At 71.7% G+C, this 19316-nt stretch carries 16 protein-coding genes; 12 read left to right on the top strand and 4 right to left on the bottom strand.

Annotation, left to right across the window (positions count from 1 at the left end; translation table 11 throughout):
* The first annotated feature begins 76 nt into the window (after window positions 1–76).
* The 7 genes from ACFC0G_RS36460 to ACFC0G_RS36430 all read left to right on the top strand — a co-directional run bounded on the left by ACFC0G_RS36460 (window position 77) and on the right by ACFC0G_RS36430 (window position 7964).
* Complete coding sequence (locus ACFC0G_RS36460; protein ID WP_376412381.1) at window positions 77–1078, top strand: aspartyl/asparaginyl beta-hydroxylase domain-containing protein; 1002 nt, start codon at window positions 77–79, stop codon at window positions 1076–1078.
* Window positions 1079–1134: 56 nt separating this feature from the next.
* Entirely contained in the window at window positions 1135–2454 is a 1320-nt protein-coding gene (locus tag ACFC0G_RS36455) for an acetyl-CoA carboxylase biotin carboxylase subunit family protein (protein WP_376412378.1), read from the top strand.
* The gene (locus tag ACFC0G_RS36450; RefSeq protein ID WP_376412375.1) at window positions 2451–3833 is read left to right on the top strand and encodes a DUF1116 domain-containing protein; all 1383 of its coding nucleotides are present in this window, start codon (window positions 2451–2453) and stop codon (window positions 3831–3833) included. The genes ACFC0G_RS36455 and ACFC0G_RS36450 overlap by 4 nt, the downstream gene beginning before the upstream one ends.
* A complete protein-coding gene (locus ACFC0G_RS36445) occupies window positions 3830–5074 on the top strand; it encodes an MFS transporter (protein ID WP_376412372.1) in 1245 nt (414 codons plus the stop codon). The genes ACFC0G_RS36450 and ACFC0G_RS36445 overlap by 4 nt, the downstream gene beginning before the upstream one ends.
* 23 nt (window positions 5075–5097) lie before the next feature.
* On the top strand, window positions 5098–6126 hold the full coding sequence (locus ACFC0G_RS36440) for a GntG family PLP-dependent aldolase (protein WP_376412369.1): 1029 nt from the start codon (window positions 5098–5100) through the stop codon (window positions 6124–6126).
* A 137-nt stretch (window positions 6127–6263) separates the two neighbouring features.
* Entirely contained in the window at window positions 6264–7358 is a 1095-nt protein-coding gene (locus ACFC0G_RS36435) for a DMT family transporter (protein ID WP_376412366.1), read from the top strand.
* Window positions 7359–7364: 6 nt separating this feature from the next.
* Entirely contained in the window at window positions 7365–7964 is a 600-nt protein-coding gene (locus ACFC0G_RS36430) for a ScbR family autoregulator-binding transcription factor (RefSeq protein WP_376412363.1), read from the top strand.
* Between the two features lie 15 nt (window positions 7965–7979).
* On the opposite strand, the gene ACFC0G_RS36425 is transcribed toward ACFC0G_RS36430, so the two are convergent.
* Entirely contained in the window at window positions 7980–8756 is a 777-nt protein-coding gene (locus ACFC0G_RS36425) for an alpha/beta fold hydrolase (RefSeq protein ID WP_376412516.1), read from the bottom strand.
* A 325-nt stretch (window positions 8757–9081) separates the two neighbouring features.
* Window positions 9082–9840, bottom strand: coding sequence for a MerR family transcriptional regulator (locus ACFC0G_RS36420; RefSeq protein ID WP_376412360.1), 759 nt, complete (start codon window positions 9838–9840; stop codon window positions 9082–9084).
* 290 nt (window positions 9841–10130) lie between these two features.
* On the opposite strand from ACFC0G_RS36420, the gene ACFC0G_RS36415 reads away from it, so the two are divergent.
* From ACFC0G_RS36415 to ACFC0G_RS36400, 4 genes are all read left to right on the top strand, one after another.
* Window positions 10131–12182: an MMPL family transporter gene (locus ACFC0G_RS36415; RefSeq protein ID WP_376412357.1), complete on the top strand. Its 2052-nt coding sequence runs from the start codon at window positions 10131–10133 to the stop codon at window positions 12180–12182.
* 64 nt (window positions 12183–12246) lie between these two features.
* Window positions 12247–13512 carry a sensor histidine kinase gene (locus tag ACFC0G_RS36410; protein WP_376412355.1) on the top strand — a complete coding sequence of 422 codons (1266 nt, stop codon included), beginning with the start codon at window positions 12247–12249 and terminating at the stop codon, window positions 13510–13512.
* On the top strand, window positions 13509–14165 hold the full coding sequence (locus ACFC0G_RS36405; RefSeq protein ID WP_376412352.1) for a response regulator: 657 nt from the start codon (window positions 13509–13511) through the stop codon (window positions 14163–14165). Before ACFC0G_RS36410 ends, ACFC0G_RS36405 begins: the two co-directional genes overlap by 4 nt.
* A 185-nt stretch (window positions 14166–14350) precedes the next feature.
* Window positions 14351–15607: an MFS transporter gene (locus ACFC0G_RS36400; protein ID WP_376412349.1), complete on the top strand. Its 1257-nt coding sequence runs from the start codon at window positions 14351–14353 to the stop codon at window positions 15605–15607.
* On the opposite strand, the gene ACFC0G_RS36395 is transcribed toward ACFC0G_RS36400, so the two are convergent.
* Window positions 15539–16738: an MFS transporter gene (locus ACFC0G_RS36395; protein ID WP_376412513.1), complete on the bottom strand. Its 1200-nt coding sequence runs from the start codon at window positions 16736–16738 to the stop codon at window positions 15539–15541. The two genes, ACFC0G_RS36400 and ACFC0G_RS36395, sit on opposite strands and share 69 nt — an antisense overlap.
* Before the next feature lie 145 nt (window positions 16739–16883).
* Entirely contained in the window at window positions 16884–17471 is a 588-nt protein-coding gene (locus tag ACFC0G_RS36390) for a PadR family transcriptional regulator (protein WP_376412346.1), read from the bottom strand.
* Between the two features lie 113 nt (window positions 17472–17584).
* On the opposite strand from ACFC0G_RS36390, the gene ACFC0G_RS36385 reads away from it, so the two are divergent.
* Window positions 17585–19201, top strand: coding sequence for a carboxylesterase/lipase family protein (locus ACFC0G_RS36385; RefSeq protein ID WP_376412343.1), 1617 nt, complete (start codon window positions 17585–17587; stop codon window positions 19199–19201).
* Window positions 19202–19316 lie beyond the last annotated feature (115 nt).

Here is a 19316-nt window from a genome sequence, read left to right as displayed (position 1 = left end):
GTGCCTGACGCCCGCGCCCGCGCCCCTGAACGGACCACCCGCCCGCCCGTATCCGTACACAAGCGAAGGAACCACTGTGTCGTCTGCCACCTCGCTCCTGGGTACCCCTCCCATGCCGGCCGAAGGCATCCGGCTCAAGCCCGCGTTCGACGCCGACCGCCTGCTGCGTGAACTCACCTCGGTGCGTGAGCACACCTGGGACCAGCAGCGCGTCTACACCGAGGACGGCGTCGGCGCCTCGACCGACGTCGACTGGCGCTGCCTCGCCCTGCGCAGCCCCGGCGGCGACGGCGACCGCACCGACCCCGGTGGCCCCGGCCCGCAGGACTTCGCGGACACCGTCTGGCTCGACCGCATCCCGTACGTCCGCGACATCCTGGACTCCATCCCGGCCCCGCTGCACGCGGTCCGGTTCATGGCCCTCGGCCCGGACACCGTCGGCATCGACCACACCGACCCCAAGTACGGGCCGCGCTGGGGCGTGGGACGGTTGCACGTTCCGGTCGTGACCAACCCCGGCGCCGTGCTCGTCCTCGACGGTGTCGAACACCGCTGGCAGCCGGGCGAGTTCTGGTTCGGCGACTTCAGCCGCACCCACCGCGTTCAGAACTCCGGCAGCGACCCCCGGGTGCACCTGGTCATCGACGTCCTGGTCACCCCGGGCCTGGCGGCCCTGTTCCCGGAGACCTGGCAGGAGTACTTCCGCGACGGCGAGATCCTCTTCAACCGGCAGGAATCCCCGCAGACCGTCGCCGAACGCCGCCGGCTCGGCACCACGCGCTTCTCCCTGCCCGCCACGTTCCACCTGTGGGAGGACGACACCGCGCTCTCGGCCGACCTGCCCCAGGAGACGGCGACGCTGACCGCGGACGGCGACCGGATGGTGCTGCGACTGCCCGGCGACCGGGTCTTCGCTCTGGTGCACCTCGGCGAGAACGAGTACCGCTTCGCCGGCTGGAGCGAGGAGCGCACGCTCCAGATCTTCCCCGACGGCCCGGACCCCAGGGTCGTCCTGCGTACCCGTGAGGGCGGTCACGTGCACGAGCTGCCCCTGCCCGCCGAACGCCTCTCCGCCTGATCCACCACCGTGCGGGGCGTGACACGCTCGCGCCCCGCACCCGACTGAGGGAAGCCATGACAGCCGTCGTCGTCATCACCGACCTGGTCGTGCTGGCCAAGCATCTACGTCTCCTGAGCGCGGCCGAACAGCGCGGTGTGACACCCCTGTTCGTCTTCGGACCCGAGACGCCCGCCAAGGAACTCGCCCGGCACCGCGGCGACCCGGCACACCCGCTCTCCCACCTCCCGGACGAGAACCTCCGCCACGTGACGGACACGTCGCTCGACACGCTGCTGCGCGCGGTCACGCCGTGGCTGCGCGAGCGCTCGGTGCGTGCCGTGCTGAACGTCGGCGAGGTGTTCGTGGAGGCTGCCGGAGCCCTCGCCCAGGCCCTCGATCTGCCCGGTCCCGGCACGCACGCGGCACGGGTCTGCCGCAACAAGGTGCTCCAGCGCCTGGCGGCCCCCGCCCTGGCGCCGCGCTGGACCCTGCTGGACGCGACCCGCAGCACCGCGGCGGACGACTGGGACGCGTTTCCCGCCGTACTCAAACCGGCCTCGCGCATGTCGAGTTCGGGCGTCCGGGCGGTTGCCGGAGCGGCCGACGTGCCCCCGCTCCTGCCCGACTACGGCGCGGACGAACTGCTGTTGCTGGAAGAGCGGATCGACGGCCGTGAGTTCTCCGTCGAGTCGCTGGTGCGCGGCGGACGCGTGCTGTGGGCGGGCATCACGGCGAAGGACACCAATGAATCCGGCACCTCGTTCTTCACCGAGACCGGCCACACCTCGCCCGCGCCCCACCTCACCCCGGAGCAGGAGCGGCTGCTGCTCGGGGCCAACGCGGAGTTCCTCCGGTCGGTCCTGTTCGGCACCGGCATGAGCCACACCGAGTTCCGGCTGACCGCCGACGACCGGGTGGTCCTGATGGAGGCCGCCGCGCGTCCGCCGGGCGACGCCATCACGCGCCTGTGGCGGCTGGCCACCGGTATGGACCTGGACGCCGCCCTGCTGGACCTCGCGCTCGGCATCGAACCGGCCACCGCGCCGCCGCGCCGCCGGGCCCGGCAGGTCTACCTCGACCACCCCCGAGGCCTCCTCGCGGACGTGACCGCGGGCGAGGTCCCCGTGCACTGGGTCAGCGAGCAGGGGCGGTGGCCGGATCTGCCGCCGGTCCCGCAGGAGGCACCGCCCCGCGGCCACGCGGTCCTGGTGAGCCGGCACCACGGCGATGTGCTCGGCGACCTGTCCGACTCACAGGGCCGGTCGGTCTCCGTCGTCCTGGACGCCCCGCTCGACGAGGACCTCGACGCCGCCGCGCTCCGGACGACCCGGTCCGTGACGATCCACACCGTGCAGGCTTCACCCGTCACGGTGCACGAGGAGGCCGTACGGTGACGGGCCACGCTGGCCACACTGGCCACACCAGCCACACCGGCACCGCCGACCGCACAACCACCGCCGACACCGTGCGTACGGTGCGCGACGCCGCGAACGCGCAGGCCGTGGCCCGTCTCGTCGAAGCCCGCCCCGTCCTGGAGGCCGTCGCCCCCGCCGGCGACGTCGTCCCCGGCATGACCGCGCGGACGATCCTGGTCTCCGGGCCGCCCATGCCGTGGCGGAGCTACGAGGGCGGGCAGCGCCGGGCCGTCATCGGCGCCGCGCTCTACGAAGGCCTCGCCCGGGACGAGACCGAAGCCGACGCGCTGCTCGCCGACGGCACCCTCACGGTGCGGGCCTCCCACAACCACGCCACCGTCGGATCGCTCACCGGCGTGTGCACCGCCTCGATGCCCGTGGTCGTCGTCCGCGACGAGTCCACCGGCAGACGCGCGTTCTGCCGGATGAACGAAGGGGCCGACCGCGCCTCGCTCACCTTCGGCGTCTGGGACGACGGGGTCGGCACCCGCCTGCGGCACGTCTGCGAGGTCGTGTCACCGGCCCTCGCCGAGACGCTGGACCACATGGGAGGGCTGCCGCTCACCCCGCTCATCCGCCGGGCCCTCTCCATGGGCGACGATCTGCACAGCCGCCACAAGGCCGCCGGCGCGCTCTTCCGGGCCACGGTGCTGGATGCCGTACTCGACCTGTCGGCGCGCCGGGTCGAGGAGCGCCATCGGGCTCTGGCCTCCTACCTGCGCTCGGCCGAGTACCTGTTCCTGCACGTCGTGATGGCAGCCGCCAAGGCCGCCGCCGACGGTGCCTCCGGCATCGCCGGCAGCACGCTCGTCACCGCGATGAACCTCAACGAGAGGCAGTTCGGGCTGCGGGTCTCCGGACTCGGGCAGCGCTGGTTCACCGCTCCCCTGCCGCCCGAGTCCACGCTGCGGGGCCGGCTCTACGACGGCTGGACCACCGACGACCTGGCGTACGTCGGCGGCGAGAGTCTGATCACGGAGACGATCGGCCTCGGCGGCATGGCCGCGGCGGCCGCCATGCCCTTGCAGGACCACTCCGCCGGCACACCGGCCGAGATGATCCGCCTCACCGAGCGCATGTACGACATCACGCTGACGGAGCATCCCGAGTACCGGATCCCCGCCCTGGCCTACCGCGGTGTGCCGTGCGGCATCGACGTGCTGCGCGTCGCCGAGACCGGCGTCGTCCCCGCGATCCATCTCGGCGCGACGCTCCGCTCCGGAGGTCACGCCGGGGCCGTCCTCTTCCGTCCCCCCATCGAACCCTTCCAGCAAGCCGCACGGCTGCTGTCCGTACCGACGGCGTCCTCGACGCCCGGCACCTCATCCACCCCCGCACGACCCGGGAGAACTCCGTGACACCCTCGCCCCCGTCCCGCCCGGACACGGCGACGCCGCCCGCCGCCGTCCCGGAGGGTACCGACCGCCCGGCCGCAGCCCCCGCCGGTTCCGGTTCGCTCCGCAGCTGGCTCGCCGTCGTCGCCGTCGGCATGGGCGTCTTCGCCTTCACCACCACCGAGATGGTCCCCATCGGACTGCTCCCCGCCATGAGCCGCGACCTGGGCGTCTCCGAAGGCACCGTCGGCCTGTCGGTGACCCTGTACGGCGCGATCGCGGGCCTGTTCGCGCCCGTGCTGACGGTGGCGACCCGCAGGATCGACCGCCGGCTGCTGCTTCTTGTGGTCCTCGGCATCTTCGTCGCGGGCAACGTCTTCACCGCGCTGTCGTCCTCGTACGCGGTCCTCATGGTCTCGCGGCTGCTGACGGGCTTCGCCCACGGTGTGATGTGGTCGATCGCCGCGAGCATCGCGATCCGCCTGGTGCCCTCGGGGCAGGCGGTGCGGGCCACGGCGGTCGTCTTCAGCGGCATCTCCATCGCGTCCGTCGTCGGCGTGCCGTTCGGCGCCTTCATCGGCCAGTCCGACTGGCGTACCGCGTTCTGGGCGATCTCGGGGATCGGCGTCCTGATCCTGGCCGCCGTGGCCTTGCTCCTGCCCTCCCTGGAACCACGCAGCGTGGCGCGCCTGTCCGAACTCCCCAAGCTGTTGCGGGACGGCAATCTCCGCATCGCCACGCTCGTCACGGCGGCGATGGTGATCGGCCACTTCGCCGCGTACACCTACGTCGCGCCCTTCCTCGAACAGGACGCGGGCATCCCGTCCGCATGGGTCAGCGGCCTGCTGCTGCTGTACGGGGTGGCCGGCGTCATCGGGAACTTCGCGGGCGGCGCTGCGGCGGCGCGTGCGCTGCGCACCACCACGCTCGCCTGCATCCTGCTGCTCGCCACCGCTGTCGTGCTCCTCGTGGTCAACGGCCGGTGGCATCCCGGAACGATCGTCCTGCTGCTGGTCTGGGGCATCGCCTACACGGCGCTGCCGGTCTGCCTGCAGACCCTCGTCTTCGCCAGTGCACCGCAGGCCCCCGAGGCCGCGACGTCGCTGTACATCGCCGCCTTCAACGTCTCCATCGCCCTGGGTGCGATGGCGGGTGGCTGGGTCGTGGACGCGTCCGGTCCGTCCGCGGTGATGTTCCTCGGAGCCGGATTCAGCGTGTTCGCCGCCCTGCTCATGACCCGTTACCGCGTCGCGCGCTCCGAGTAGCGCGCCCCCTTCCGGAGGCTTTGATGACAGCATCCCCGGCCGGACCGGTGGTCGACCTTCGGTCCGACACCGTCACCCGGCCCGATGCGCGGATGCGTGATGCCATGGCCCGCGCGGAGGTCGGCGACGACGTCCTCGACGGCGACCCCACCATGCGGGCCCTGGAGGCGGAGGTCGCCGGGCTCCTGGGCACCGCGGACGCCCTGTGGGTGCCCAGCGGGTCCATGGGCAATCTGATCGCGCTGTGCGTGCACCTCGAACGCGGCGACCGCTTCCTCGTTCCGGACCGCGCGCACCTCCTCGACCTCGAGGTGGGTACGGCATCCTGGCTGGCCGGCGGCATGCCCCAGGCCCTCCCCTGGTCCGACGGCCCCGGTACGCCGAGTCCGGCGGACATCGAGCGGGCGGTCACCCGCGGCGGACCGTACTTCGCGCTGCGGGACCGGCTGCTGTGCCTGGAGAACACGCACAACGCGGCGGGCGGCACGGTCACCACGCCGGCGCAGCACCGCCGGCTGGTCGACGCCGCCCATGACGCCGGGCTGCTGGTGCACCTCGACGGAGCCCGCCTGTGGAACGCCGCGGTCGCCCTCGGTGTGCCGCTCGCGGACCTCGCCGAAGGCGCGGACACCGTCCAGGTCTGTCTGAGCAAGGGGCTGGGCGCGCCTGTGGGTTCGGTGCTGGCGGGCAGCACCGATTTCGTACGGGAGGCACGGCGGCTGCGCAAGATGCTCGGGGGCGGCGTCCGGCAGGGCGGCGTGCTGGCGGCGGCCGGACTGGTGGCTCTGGAGCGCGTGGACCGCCTGGCGGTGGACCATCGCCACGCGCGCCTGCTCGCGGACGGTCTGGTCGACCGCGGGTGGAAGGTCGACCCCCCGCAGACCAACATCGTCATGGTGCCTGCCGATGATCCGCAGGCCACCGTCGCGCTGCTCGCGGAACGCGGTGTTCGCACCGTGCCGACGGGCACCGGCGTCCGCATGGTCACGCACTGCGATGTCTCGCGCCCAGACATTCTGCGGGCCGTCGAGTCGTTCCCGCAGCCCAGCTGAGCCGTGCCCCGCCGATTCTCTTCACCGGAGGCCCCATGCCGTCGCCTCGTACGCCGCGAAGCCGCCCGCACGACACCGCACCCGGGCTGTCGACCCGGCCGTTGACCCGGCCGCCGACCGATCCTGGGGTCGAGCCGGTGGTGGAACCTGCGGCCGAGCCGGGGGTCGAGTCGGTGGTCGAGCCGGCGGGTGCGCTCCGGTCCGGTGTCCTGCCGCTGGCCGGGGCGGTCGCCGGAGGCGCCGCGCTCGCCCTGGAGTCCGTGGTCAACGGCCGGCTCGGCGCGCACACGGGTTCCGTGGCCGCGGCGGCCTGGTCGAACACGCTCAGTCTGGGCGTCGTGGCGGTGGCCGCGTTCTTCCTCACGGGACTGCGCCCGGCGTTCGCCGCTCTGCGCGCCCGGCTGCGGTCCGGGACCCTGCGGGTTCGGCACTGCCTCGGCGGTGTCGCGGGCGGCAGCATGGTCCTGACCCAGGCGCTGACCGCCGCGACGCTCGGCCCTGCCTCGTACACCCTGGCGCTGGTCTCCGGCCAGACGCTGTGCGGGGTGCTCGTCGACCACCTCGGCCTGGGTCCCGGCGCGCCGCGCCGGGCCACCCGGCGCCGTCTGACGGGTGGTCTGCTCGCCGTGTGCGCCGTGGCCCTTCCGATAATGGCCGCGCCGGAGGAGGGGCGTACCTTCGCGCTCGCCGCCTTGCCCTTCCTCGCCGGCTGCGCCCTGTCGTGGCAGATGGCGGTGAACGGCAAGGTGGACGAGGCCGCCGGAGAGCACCCCTACCCGGCGGTCCTGCTCAGTTTCGCCACCGGCTGCGCCCTGATGGTCGCGGCGGTGGCGGGACTCGCGGCGTTCTCCCGGCTTCCCCGGCCCGAGTCCGGACCGCTGTGGCACTACACCGGAGGCCTGCTCGGCTGTGTGGTGGTGTTGTCCGCCGTGCTGGCCGTGCGCCGCATCGGTGTCCTGGCCGCGGGGCTGGGGATGATCAGCGGTCAGGTACTGGGTTCGCTCGTCCTGGGGCCCTTGCTGGGGCAGCCACCGTCGTACCTGGCTCTGGTGGGGGCGGCGCTTCTGATCGGTGCGGCGGTGCTGGCGGCCCCTTCCGCGACCCGGGCCCGTACCGGGTCCCTCCCCCGTACCGCGACCCGGGCCCGTACCTCGTCCCTCCCCCGTACCGCGTCCCTCTCCCGGGCCCGGCCTGACCGCTTGTCCGACGGGCCGGGCGCGGGAGGGAACTGACTCCCTGTGGAAAGACAGCAACGTGCCATCCGGTCACGCAACGTCATCCTGCGCGCCGCGGCACAGGTCGTCGACCGGCACGGCCTGACAGCCGCGACCCTTGCCAGAGTGAGCAAGGAGGCCGGGCTCTCCACGGGCGCGATCTACTTCCACTTCGCGGACAAGGACGCGCTGGCGTCCGCGCTGGAGGAAGGAGCGGCCCACGCGCTCGACGAACTGGCTGCCGGCCGGGCCCGCGAGATCGCCCCCGCACTGACCGCCATGGTCGAGACGACCCGCGAACTGGCCCGCCTGCTGGCCCGTGACGTGGTCGTGCGGGCGGGGTTCCAGGTCAGCTGCGACCGGGCCGAGGGAGGCGTGCCGGTCCTGCGGCGCCGTCTCGCCGCCCTCCTGACGCAGCTGCTGGAGGACGCCCGGAGCGACGGAAGCCTCGCGCCCGGCGTCGCGGTCGACGAGGTCGCCGCCACCGTGCTCGCGATCACCGTCGGCGTCCAGATCCTCGCCCGTCAGCCGGACAGCGCCCGGACGGTGGCCGTGGCTCTGGAGCGGTTCTGGCAGACGACGCTGCCGGCGCTGACGGACGGTGTGCACGACGCCGGGACGTAGCAACCGGCGACTCGCTCACGACAGGCAGGTGTCCGTTTCGCAGGCGCGGCTGCCCGCCCGGCCGAGGGCCTGCTGGAGGTGACGGGCCAGGCTCTCCGGATCCTGCACGTGTGCGAGATGCCCCTGGCCCGGCATGACGACGACGCGGGCACGCGGCAGGGCCGAGGCGATGCGGGCGAATACGTCGCCGTAGGGCGGGACGCCCTCGTTCTCGGCTCCGAGGAGCAGGGTGACGGGCATGGGGAGCTCCCCCCACGCGTCGGGTTCGGTGGGGTGTTCGTTGAGGGCCGTCAGTTCCTGGGCGAGCGGGGCGGCCAGTGGGCGGAGGACCTCCCACGCGGCGCTCTGGCGCAGTCGCGCCACGTACTCCGCGGTGAACCCCGATACGTCCCGGTTCACGATCTCCACCGCGCGGTCCAGGTCGTCGGCCGCGGCGGCTTGCCGCAGCGCGTCGAGCACATGGTGGCCGAAGGGCCGTACGACCGGTTCGTACAGGGTGAGCGAGTGGACGGCTTCGAGTCGCTGCGCGGCCGACTCCAGCGCGACGAGCCCGCCGAAGCTCCAGCCGAACAGGTCCACTCCCTGCTCCTCGGCCTGCTCCGCGCCCTCGGCGGCGACGATCGCGTCGAGCACATGGACGAGATCGTCGATCTCTGTGCGCAGCGTGTAGTGCGGACCCAGTGCGCCACTGGGCTGCCGCCCGCGCCGGTTGAGCACGTAGACCGGTCCGGCCACGTCCAGTGCGTCGACGACCGGCTGCCAGCCGGCGGCATCGGCCATGACACCGGGCACGATGAGAACAGGCCTGCCCGAACCTGCGCGTCGGGTCAACGTCAGCGTGACCCCCTCGCGTTCCACACACTTCAGCACAGCGCCGCAGCCTCCTATGTCGATCCGCTTGCCCGTGAACGGGCGGTACACAGCAGGCCCAACGAGGTGTTCGGATGCGGGAAACGCCGAGTTCACGCCGGACCGGAAACCCACCTTCCGCTCAACCCTCACCACCGGCACGTACCGGCGGTGAGGTTCGCGAGCAACAGGTGAACGCGCGGTGCGCTTCGTTCCCTACGGCATCGACCGGCTCGACGGGTGTTGATCGGCGTGTCTCCGCCCCGGCTCAGGCCGGTCGGTTGGCGGCGTAGGCCTCGATGGCGTCGCGCTGGTACGCGGCCAGACCCGGGGCGATCGCCTCGTACGCGGCGCACCAGACCTCGTTGTCGACGCAGGAGCGTCCGATGGCCCGGAACTCCTCGGCGGAGACGGTACGCAGCTCGGTCAGGCTCCGGTACTGGTCGTCGATCTCGGCCTGTACCGGTTCGGCGTCGGCGGGGTGGCCCGCGGCCATGAGTTCGGCCAGCCGGATCATCTGCGCGGTACGCGCACGGTGCGCGGCGTCGGCGTCGGCCTGGCTCATCGTGGCGGCGCGCTGTGCGACCTCGTCGGCGAGTTCGGGGAAGTCGCGCATGTTGTGCGCGTACTGGGAGGGCTGGACGCCCTCGAAGAGGTTCTCCGGTCGGTTGATGGTCATGGGGTGGCCGTCCTTTCTGGACTGCTCCAGGTCGGCGATCGTGCGGGAGACGGTGTCGGCCAGGGCGTCGATGCGGTCCCGCTCCGCGAGGAGCCGCCGGTGGTGGCCCCGCAGGGCGTCCACCTCGTCGACCTGCTCGGACAGGATCCGGCCGATCTCCGGCAGTCCGACGCCCAGCGCCCGCAGCACAAGGATCTGCTGCAGCAGCAGGAGCTGGTGCTCCTCGTAGTAGCGGTGACCGTTGGTGCCGATCCTGGCCGGCGTCAGCAGGCCGGTCTCGTCGTAGTGGCGCAGGGTGCGGGCGGTCACGCCCGACATCCGGGCCACCTCCGCGATCGGCCAGTCCATCTCCACTCCCGCGTGTGTGTCTCGCCGGGCCGGTCTCTCCGGCCCTGGTCACGACGGTAGAAGCTGCCGCAGCGGCAGCTTCAACCCCGGCGTCCATGTTCCTCCCAGCCGGGCCCGCGAAGGTCGTGGACCGGAGCGGGGCGCGGCTTCGCGCGTACTTCCCGGGGAGTAGTCGGCGGGGTGTGCCGCCCTTGGCAGTAGTCCTCGACTCGGTCTTCGGTGCGACGAATCGGCTTTCGGAGGGCGGGAGTCTGAGGGAGGCCTGAAGAGGATCTATGGAGGGAGGCCTGATGGACGGGCGTAAGAGGATCGTCGGCTGGGGGGTGCTGGCGTTGTGGGTGATCGTGCTCGCTCTCGCCGCGCCGCTGGCGAGCGGGCTCGGTGAGGTGCAGCGTGACCGGGCTGTCGACTACCTGCCCGCGAGTGCCGATTCGACGCAGGTCGCGAAGATCGCCGAGCAGCTGCCCGGCGGGGACTCCACCGACCTCGTACTCGTGTACCACCGTGAGGGCGGGCTGACCGCCGCCGACCGGGCGAGAGCCGCTCGGGAGGTGGAGGAGGTCGCTGCCGACCACCCGCTCACCTCGGTCCCGCGTGCGGTTCCTTCCCAGGACGGGACGACCCTGCTGTACGCGGTGTCCAGTACCGGGCCCGGTACGGACGAGGTGGCCAGGGACACGTTCGTCCGCGAGGTCCGCGAGACGGTGAGCGGTGAGGTCGGCGGGCCCGGTGCGCTGGCCACGGACGCGAGCGAGGTGTACGGCTCGCTCGACGGTCCGCTGCTCTACACGACCGTCGCCGTCGTCGCTGTTCTCCTGATCGTCATCTACCGCAGCCCGTTCCTGTGGCTCGTGCCGCTGGCCGTCGCCGGAGTCGCCGACTATCTGTCGATGGCCGTCACCTACGCCCTGCACCAGGGGTTCGACATCAGTGTCTCCGGCCAGAGCACCGGCGTGATGACGATCCTGGTCTTCGGCGCGGGCACCGACTACGCGCTGTTGCTGGTGTCCCGCTACCGCGAGGAGCTGCGCCGGGTCCCGCGCCCGTACGACGCCATGGTCGCCGCCCTGCGCGGCTGCGGGCCCGCCGTCCTCGCCTCCTCGGGGACCGTGGCGCTGGGCATGCTGTGCCTGCTGGCCGCCGACATGAACAGCAGCCGGGGCATGGGGCCCACCGCGGCCGTCGGTGTGCTGTGTGCGCTCGTCGCGATGATGACCCTGCTGCCGGCGCTGCTCGTCGTGCTGGGACGGCGGGTGTTCTGGCCGCTGGTCCCCGCGTACGGCAGCCAGGTGAAGGCGGCGCGCCGTTCGCTGTTCGCCGCCATGGGTTCGTCCGCAGGCCGGCGCCCCCTGCCCGTCCTGTTCGCGGGCGCCGCCGCACTGGCCGCACTGGCGCTCGGGGTGCTGAACCTGCCCGGAACGCTGAAGCAGGAGGACTCCTTCAGCTCCACCCCCGAGGCCGTCACCGCGATGAAGACGCTGGCCGCCGCGTATCCGCAGATGGGCACGCAGCCCATCACCGTCGTCGCCCCGCAGGCCGATGCCGCCTCCGTGCTGGAACGTGCACGCGGCACCGAAGGGGTCGCGCGCGTCGAACCCGGACGCAGCGGGGGCGGCTGGAGCGAGATCTCGGTCGTCGCGGCGCATCCTCCGCAGTCCGCTGGTGAGACCGCGACCATCCGGGAGCTGCGCTCGCGGCTCGGCGAGGGGGTGTACGTCGGTGGGCCCAGTGCCGAGCAGCTCGACATGGCCGACACCAGCGCGCGGGACCGCAAGGTCGTGGTGCCGCTCGTCCTCGTCGTCGTACTGATCGTACTGATCGCGTTGCTGCGCAGTCTCGTCGCACCGCTGGTCCTGGTCGCCGCGGTCGTCGCGGTCTGGGGAGCGGCCCTGGGCGTCGGCGGCCTTGTCTTCGAGTGGCTCTTCGGCTTCGAGGGCACCGATCCGGGTCTGGCGCTGCTTTCGTTCGTGTTCCTCGTCGCCCTCGGCGTCGACTACGGCATCTTCCTGATGCACCGGATGCGCGAGGAGTGCCTGGGCGGTCTGGAAGCGGGGCCCGCGGCCCTGGCCGCGCTGCGCACGACCGGCGGGGTGATCGCCTCGGCGGGTCTCGTGCTCGCCGCCACGTTCGCGGTGCTCGTCAACATGCCGATGGTGCAGCTGGCCGAGCTCGGATTCGTGATCGCGGTCGGCGTGCTCCTCGACACGTTCCTGGTCCGTACGTATCTGGTGACCAGTGCGAGTGTGCTCCTGGGCCGCAGGGTGTGGTGGCCCGGTCCGCTGGCGAAGAAGCCTGCGGAAGACGTCGGTTCGGGATCCGATCGGCTGCCCGTAGGGGTGTGATCAGGGGCGGGTGGGGGCTCTGCCGGACTGTCAGGAGCCCCCGCTCGCAGGGAGGATGGACACCATGGACTTCGCAGCGGCTTTCACGCGTGACCCGCAGGCGGCGCCGTATCCGGTCAGGTGCGACGCGACGGCCGCGGCGTTCTTCGCCCTGCTCGCGGCGGTGCTCGCGTTCACGGTCGACGACGGACGGCGCCCGGACCTTCTCGGCTGGGCGCTGCTGGGCGCCGCGCACGTGCCGCTGGCCTGGCGGCGCAAGGCGCCCCTGCCGGTGCTCCTCGCCGTGGTGGCCTGCGTCGCCCCGTATCACGCACTCGACTACATGCACCTGGCGCCGATACCGGCGTCCATGACCGCGCTGTACACGGTCGCGTCCACCGGGCGCCCGAAGCGGACGGTGACCGTGGGGCTCGCGGTCACCTCCGTCACGCTCACCATGCAGCTGTTCGTCAACCCGCACGAGATGGTGGAGCTGCTCAGGGTCTCGGGCTGGGTGATCGCGATGCTGGTCTTCGGTGCGAGCATCCGGCTCTACCGGCAGCTGGTGGCCGGGGTGGTGGAGCGGGCCGAACGGGAAGCGGAGCAGAAGGTCGTCGAGGAGCGGCTGCGGATAGCCAGAGACCTGCACGACCTCCTCGCTCACTCCATCACCCTCATCGGCGTGCAGACATCAGTCGCCGCGCACGTGCTGGTCTCCACACCGGACCGGCTCGACCGGGAGGCGCTCGCCCGGGCCCTGGAGGAGATAGCCGAAACCTGCCGGGAAGCCCGCGCCGAGGTCCGCACGACCCTGGATGTGCTCAGGGCCGCCCCCGAGGGACCGCTGCCGGACCTGGCCTCGCTGCCCGATCTCGTACGAGCCTCGGGCGCGGAGCTGACCACGCGGACCGAGAACTGGGCGGAATTGGGGGCTGGGACTGGGGCTGGGTCCGGGACTGGGGCTGGGGCTGGGACTGGAGCTGGGAGCGGGATGGCGAAGGTTCCGGCGGCGGTCGGCGCGGCGGCGTACCGGATCGTGCAGGAGTCGCTGACCAATGCCGTACGCCACGGGGGCCGGGGAGCGGGTGTACGGGTCGACGTCGGCCTGGTGGAGGACGTGCTGACCGTGCGGGTGACCAACGGGGGTGGCGGATCGCATGGTGTCGGCGGTCCGGGACGTGCCGATACGCCCGAGGGTGCTGGTGGCAGTGGTGGTTCGGGGTACGGGATCCTTGGGATGCGGGAGCGGGCCAGGAGCGTGGGCGGCACCCTGAACGCGGGCCCCCGAGAAGGCGGGGGTTTCGAGGTCTCGGCGGCGCTGCCGCTCACGGTGAAGGAGGTGGCGGTGTGATCCGGGTCCTGCTGGCGGACGACCAGACGCTGGTACGGGCATCGTTCGCGATGCTCGTCGAGTCGGCACCGGACATGGAGGTCGTGGGCCAGGCCGCCAACGGCAAGGAGGCCGTGGAGCTGGCCCGTTCGGCACGTGCGGACGTGGTCGTGATGGACGTCCGGATGCCCGAGCTCGACGGGATCAGCGCGACCCGGCTGATCGCCGCCGACGAAGACCTGGCCGGAGTGAGAGTGCTGGTCCTGACGACGTACGACACCGACGAGCACGTCATGGACGCCCTGCGGGCCGGCGCGTCGGGCTTCGCGGTCAAGGACATCCGCCCGGCCGAACTCCTCGCCGCGATCCGCACGGTGGCAGCCGGGGAGGCCCTGCTGTCACCGGGCCCGACGTCCCGGCTCATCGCCCGCGCCCTCGCACTCCCCCAAACCCCGGTGACGGGCGGACCGGAAGGACTGTCGGACCGTGAACGCCAGGTCCTGACACTGGTGGGCCGGGGCCTGAACAACACCGAGATCGCGGAAGCACTCGGACTCTCCCCCCTCACCGCGAAGACCCACGTCAGCCGCATCATGGGAAAACTCACGGCCCGAGACCGCGCCCAACTGGTCATCGTCGCCTACGAATCAGGCCTGGTGACCCCCGGCCACTGACACAGGGAATGAGGTTCTCTCACAACGCGGGCAGGACGTGCGGCCGGGATGGGTGCACCACGCTGTGGCGCGGGACATCGAGCGTGGCAGCATGGGTGACCAATCGCCAAGTATGGACTGGAGGTTCCGGTCGGCGGCGGAGGCCCCACACCAATGATCACCGGAGTCACCAGGGAGCCCGCAGCATGACCGGCACCACGGAGGCCCTTGGCGGGTCGGCCGCAGTCGACAAGGCGGCACGAGGCGTCACGCGCCCGTTCTACGTATACGCCGTGCTCGCCAACTCGCTGTTCCAGCGCGGCGTATTCGTCCTCTTCCTTTATCAGCGAGGCTTCTCCGTCGGGCAAGTGGCCTTGCTGCAGACACTGCTCTACCTGGTCAGCGGACTTGCGGAGTTGCCGACGGGAGTCATCGCCGACGCAATCGGCAGGCGTGCCAGCATCGTGATCGGCCAGCTGCTGATAGCTGGATGCCTGCTCGGCCAGGTGGCGTTCTCCGACTACTGGGTGTTCCTGACGTTGTTCATCGGGCAGGGTGTGGGCATGGCATGTGTGTCCGGTTCGGACACCGCCCTGCTGTACGACCTGCTCGTGCGTCGTGGTGCAACGGCCGGCTACGTCAAGATCAAGTCCCGGTTCACCATGCTCGGGACGGTCACCTCGGGAGCCGCCATCGTCCTCGGCGGCCAACTGCAGCAGATCTCCTGGGGAGTCGTCTACGCCGGTTCGGCGGCGTGCCTCGTCCTGGCCGTGGTGGTGCTGATGTCACGGGTGCCCGAGGTCCGCGGCGCGGACGCGGTGGACGAGCAGGACGGAGCCGAGGAGCACGCCGACGCCACAGCGTGGCGGGCGATGCTTCGGGTCGCCACACCGGCGCTCGTGACGCTTGTCGTGGTGTCCGGACTGATGCATGCGACGTTGACGCCGTACATCATTTTCACGCAGAAGACCCTCTCCGATCAGGGAGCGGGCACCGCATTGGTCAGCGTGGTCATATCGGCGGGATTCTTCGCCGGCGGGCTCACTCCGCTGCTGTCGGACCGCGCGGACCGGCGCATCGGGTATCGGGTCATCGTCCCGGTGTCTCTCCTGGCGCTCGCCGCGGCACTCGGCCTGAGCGGCCTCGGCCTTGTCTGGGTCACCATCGCCGCGTTCCTGGTCCTGGTCGGGGTTCCCGAGATCACCGCCGTGATCGTGGACAACGTGTTCAACGAGGCAGTGCCGTCGCGCCACCGGGCGAGCCTGCTGTCGATGATCGCCTTCGTGGAGTCGGTGCTCATCGGCATCGGCTATCTCGTCCTCGGCGCGCTCATGGACGGGTTGGGCTCCAGTGTGGGCATGGCCACCTACGCCGCGGTCCCCCTGCTGGCATGTCTACTGTGGCTCCCGGTGCTCTTCCGAGGGGCGCGGGTGACCACCGAGATCGAGAAGTCCTCCGAGTAGCACCGCGCAGGCTGCGACAGAGAACAGGCCGCCGGCGAGGAAGGTGCCCCGCACGTCGGAAAGCGGCAGTACGAGTGCCCCGAGCGCGGCGCCGGCCGCGATACCGGCGTTGTAGGCGCCGGAGTTCGCCGCGAGCGCGATGTCCGTGCGGCGCGGAGCGTAATGCAGCATCGCGTTCTGCGTGGCCATGAACACCGGCCCGAGTGCACCGCCCATCAGCACCAGGAACACCACCGCTGCCACCGGATCGGTGCCGGCCGTGTACAGGCCGAGCATGCCCACTGCCTGAGTGGCCAGGGCAGTGGTCAGCGCGGCATGCGGAAAACGATCCAGCAGAGCCCCGGTGATGCTCACCCCGGCCAGGCACGCAACGCCGAAGGCCATGAACAGGGTGGTGACCGTGCCCGGAGGGAATCCGCTCACGTCGCTGAGGAACTTCGCGAGGTAGGTATATCCCGTGAAAGCCCCGGTAGCGGACAAGGCTCCGGCCGCCAGCACGAATCCGAAGCGGCGGGCATCGGGGCTGATGCCGTAGGCGGCGTGCGCTTCTTCCGGACGTGAGGTCGGCAGCAGAACGGCGATCGTCACCAGGGAGATGATCCCCAGACCCGCAAGCATGGCGACGGGAACGCGCCAGTCACTCTGCCGCCCCAGCCAGGTCCCGGCGGGCACACCGAGCACGAGGGCGAGCGAACCGGCGACGGACAGTGCCCCGATCACACGCCCACGGAGTGCGGGCGCGAACAGACCCACCGCGACCGGCCCCATCACGGCCCAGAACAGCGCTTGAGCGAGCGCCGTCAGCAGCCGCGCCACGAGAAGCAACCAGTACGAGGACGCCAGCGCGGCGACGAGACTCGACACGACCAGCGCGGCCAGGAGTCCCGTGAGCACGTGGCGTCGGGGCACTGCCCGCATGGCGTACGCGAGCGGCAGCGACGCGACGGCCACCGTCACGCCATAGCCGGTGACCAGAAGACCGACCGCCGACACTGACACCCGCAGGCTTTCGGAGACGACTTCCAGGAGACCGATCGGCAGGTTCTCCGCCGTGTTGAAGGTGAAGGCGGCCAGCATCAGGGCGACAAGAACCGCCGGCCCGCGCCATGGAGCCGGTCGTGGCGCGACCATACGGCCTTTTCCCGACCTCGCCCGTTGCGCCTGCTGCGCCTGCTGTGCCTGCTGCGTGGCACCGTCCATGGAAGTACCTCACCGGGCTCATCGGGCCACCGCAACCCCCTTGAGCTACCTCAGGTGGTCGCGGTGGCTCGCCGGGCTATTCGTGCGGCGTTCCTGGCCCGGCGGGGTCCGGTGTCCCGGCGAGTTCCGCGAGGACCTCCTCCAGCCAGCGCACGTGGGTGACCAGGGCCCTGTCCTTGCTCTCGTGGACGTGGTCCAGGACGCGGGCCATGCGATGCGGGTCCACGCCCGGCAGCCAGGGCTCCTCGCGCATGTCCCGGGCGCGGAAGCGGTCGAGCTGGGCCCGGCGCGCTTCCAGTTCGGTCCGTACGAGGGCGATCCGCTCCTCCTCGGTCACGAAGACGGAGAGGAGGTAGCGCGTCAGGAACTCGGGGTCGCCGAAATCGACCGGCGGCTCGTACGGCTCGGCGAGGCGGGCGTGCAGGACGCGTTCGCCGGTAGCGGTGACGCGGTAGACCTTGGAGTCCGGGCGTCCCTCGTTCCGCTCCACGTCGTACGTCAGCCAGTCGTCGGCGGTCATCCGGGCGAGGGTGCGGTAGATCTGGCTCTGCTGGCTGGGGAACCGGCTCATGCGGCCCATCTCACTGCCCAGCCAGCGCTTCAGGTCGTACCCCGTACAGGGACGCATCGCCACGAATCCGAGCAGAACGTGCTCGAACTTCATCTCTCTCCTGTCACCTTTCGACCGCGAAGCGATAGGTGACTAGTCACCTATGACACTCGGCATCTATGCTCACGGCGCCCACAGCTGGGCCTTCCCCTGCCTCAGGAGACCCTATGACCCTGCCCGCCAGGCGTCTGCCCGCACTGCTGCGGCGCGCGCGCCGCATCGCCCTGCCCCTGGCCGCCGCCGTCGCCGCCTCCCTCGTCCCCGCCGGCGCCGCCCAGGCCCACGACGCCACCGGCCCCACCCTCGTCCGCACCGACAACGGCTGGGTGCGCGGAGCGGCCACCGCCGAGGGGCGCCAGTTCCTCGGCATTCCGTACGCCGCAGCCCCCGCCGGCCCGCTGCGCCTGCGCGCCCCGCAGCCCGCCTCCGACTGGGCGGGCGTCAGGGACGCCACCCGGTACGGCGCGTACTGCGCCCAGAACACGTACTGGGCTCCCGGCTTCGAGCAGCAGCGGACCACCGAGGACTGCCTCGACGTCAACGTCTACGCCCCGCCCGCCGGCCGTCACTCCAGCACCAAGCGTCCCGTCATGGTCTGGATCCACGGCGGCGGAAACGTCGGCGGCACCGCCCGCGACATCGTTCCCGACGCCTTCGCCCGCCGCACCGGCAGCATCGTCGTCACCCTCAACTACCGCCTCGGCGCTCTGGGCTTCCTCACCCTGCCCGGCGCCGGCGGCAACTTCGCCCTCCTCGACCAGCAGCAGGCCCTGCGCTGGGTCCGGACGAACATCGGCGCCTTCGGCGGCGACCCGGGCCGTGTCACCCTCGCCGGCGAGTCCGCGGGCGGCAGCGCCGTGTGCAACCAGCTCGCCTCCCCGGCGAGCCGCGGCCTCTACCGCGGCGCGATCATCATGAGCGGCACCTTCGGCAACTGCGCCGGGACCCCGCGCGAGCAGGCCGTCGCCTCCTCCCTCGCCTTCGCCGCCGGACTCGGCTGTACGGAAGCGGCGACGGCCGCCGACTGTCTACGCGCGAAGAGCACCAAGGAGATCCTCGACGCGCAGGCCTCCACGCGCCGCTCCTGGGGCTACACGGTCGGCACCCCCCAGCTGCCCGTGCAGCCGGCCGACGCGTTCGCCTCGGGCCGCTCTTCCCGCGTCCCCGTGATGAACGGCGCCACCAGCAAGGAGGGGCTGGTCTTCGCGTACGACTCGTTCGACCGCTGGGGCAACCCCCTCACCGCCGACGCCTACCCGGCGGCCCTCTCCGCCTCCTTCGGCCCGGAGACCGGGGCGCGAGCGCTCGCCCGCTACCCGCTCACGGCGTACGAGCGCCCCGCGTACGCCTACGGCACGGCCTTCGGCGACCAGCTCTTCGCCTGCCCTGCCCTGGCCGTCGACCCGCTCCTCGCCAAGCGGGGCAAGGTGTACGCGTACGAGTTCGCCGACCGCACCTCGCCGCTGTTCGCCTCGCTCCCCCAGGACACGGACTTCGACTTCGGTGCCACGCATGCCGCCGAGCTGAACTACCTCTTCAAGCCGTACGGCATCCCCGCACCGTTCAACGCCGAACAGCGCGCGCTCGCCGACCAGATGACCGACTACTGGGGCTCGTTCGTCCACGGCACCCCGCCCCGGGCCCGCGGACAGCAGCCCATGCCGGAACACGGATCGCGGCCCGGCCAGGTGCTCCAACTCCGCACCGCGTCCGCCGGCGGCAACGCGCCCACCGGCACCCTGAGCGAGCAGCACAACTGCGACCTCTGGAACGCGTCACGCTGAGGCGACGACGACGGGGTGGGTGTCCGCGCGGGGACCCCCACCCGCGGGGGGGGGTAGGGGTTTGGGGGGGGTATGCGGTATCGGTTTTAGCGGGGCGGGGAGCCGACCCCCCCGG

Source organism: Streptomyces sp. NPDC056169, from assembly GCF_042268445.1.
In the GTDB taxonomy this organism is placed as follows: Bacteria; Actinomycetota; Actinomycetes; order Streptomycetales; family Streptomycetaceae; genus Streptomyces.
Note: the sequence above shows the minus strand (reverse complement) of the source record. Positions and strands in the feature narration are given on the sequence as shown.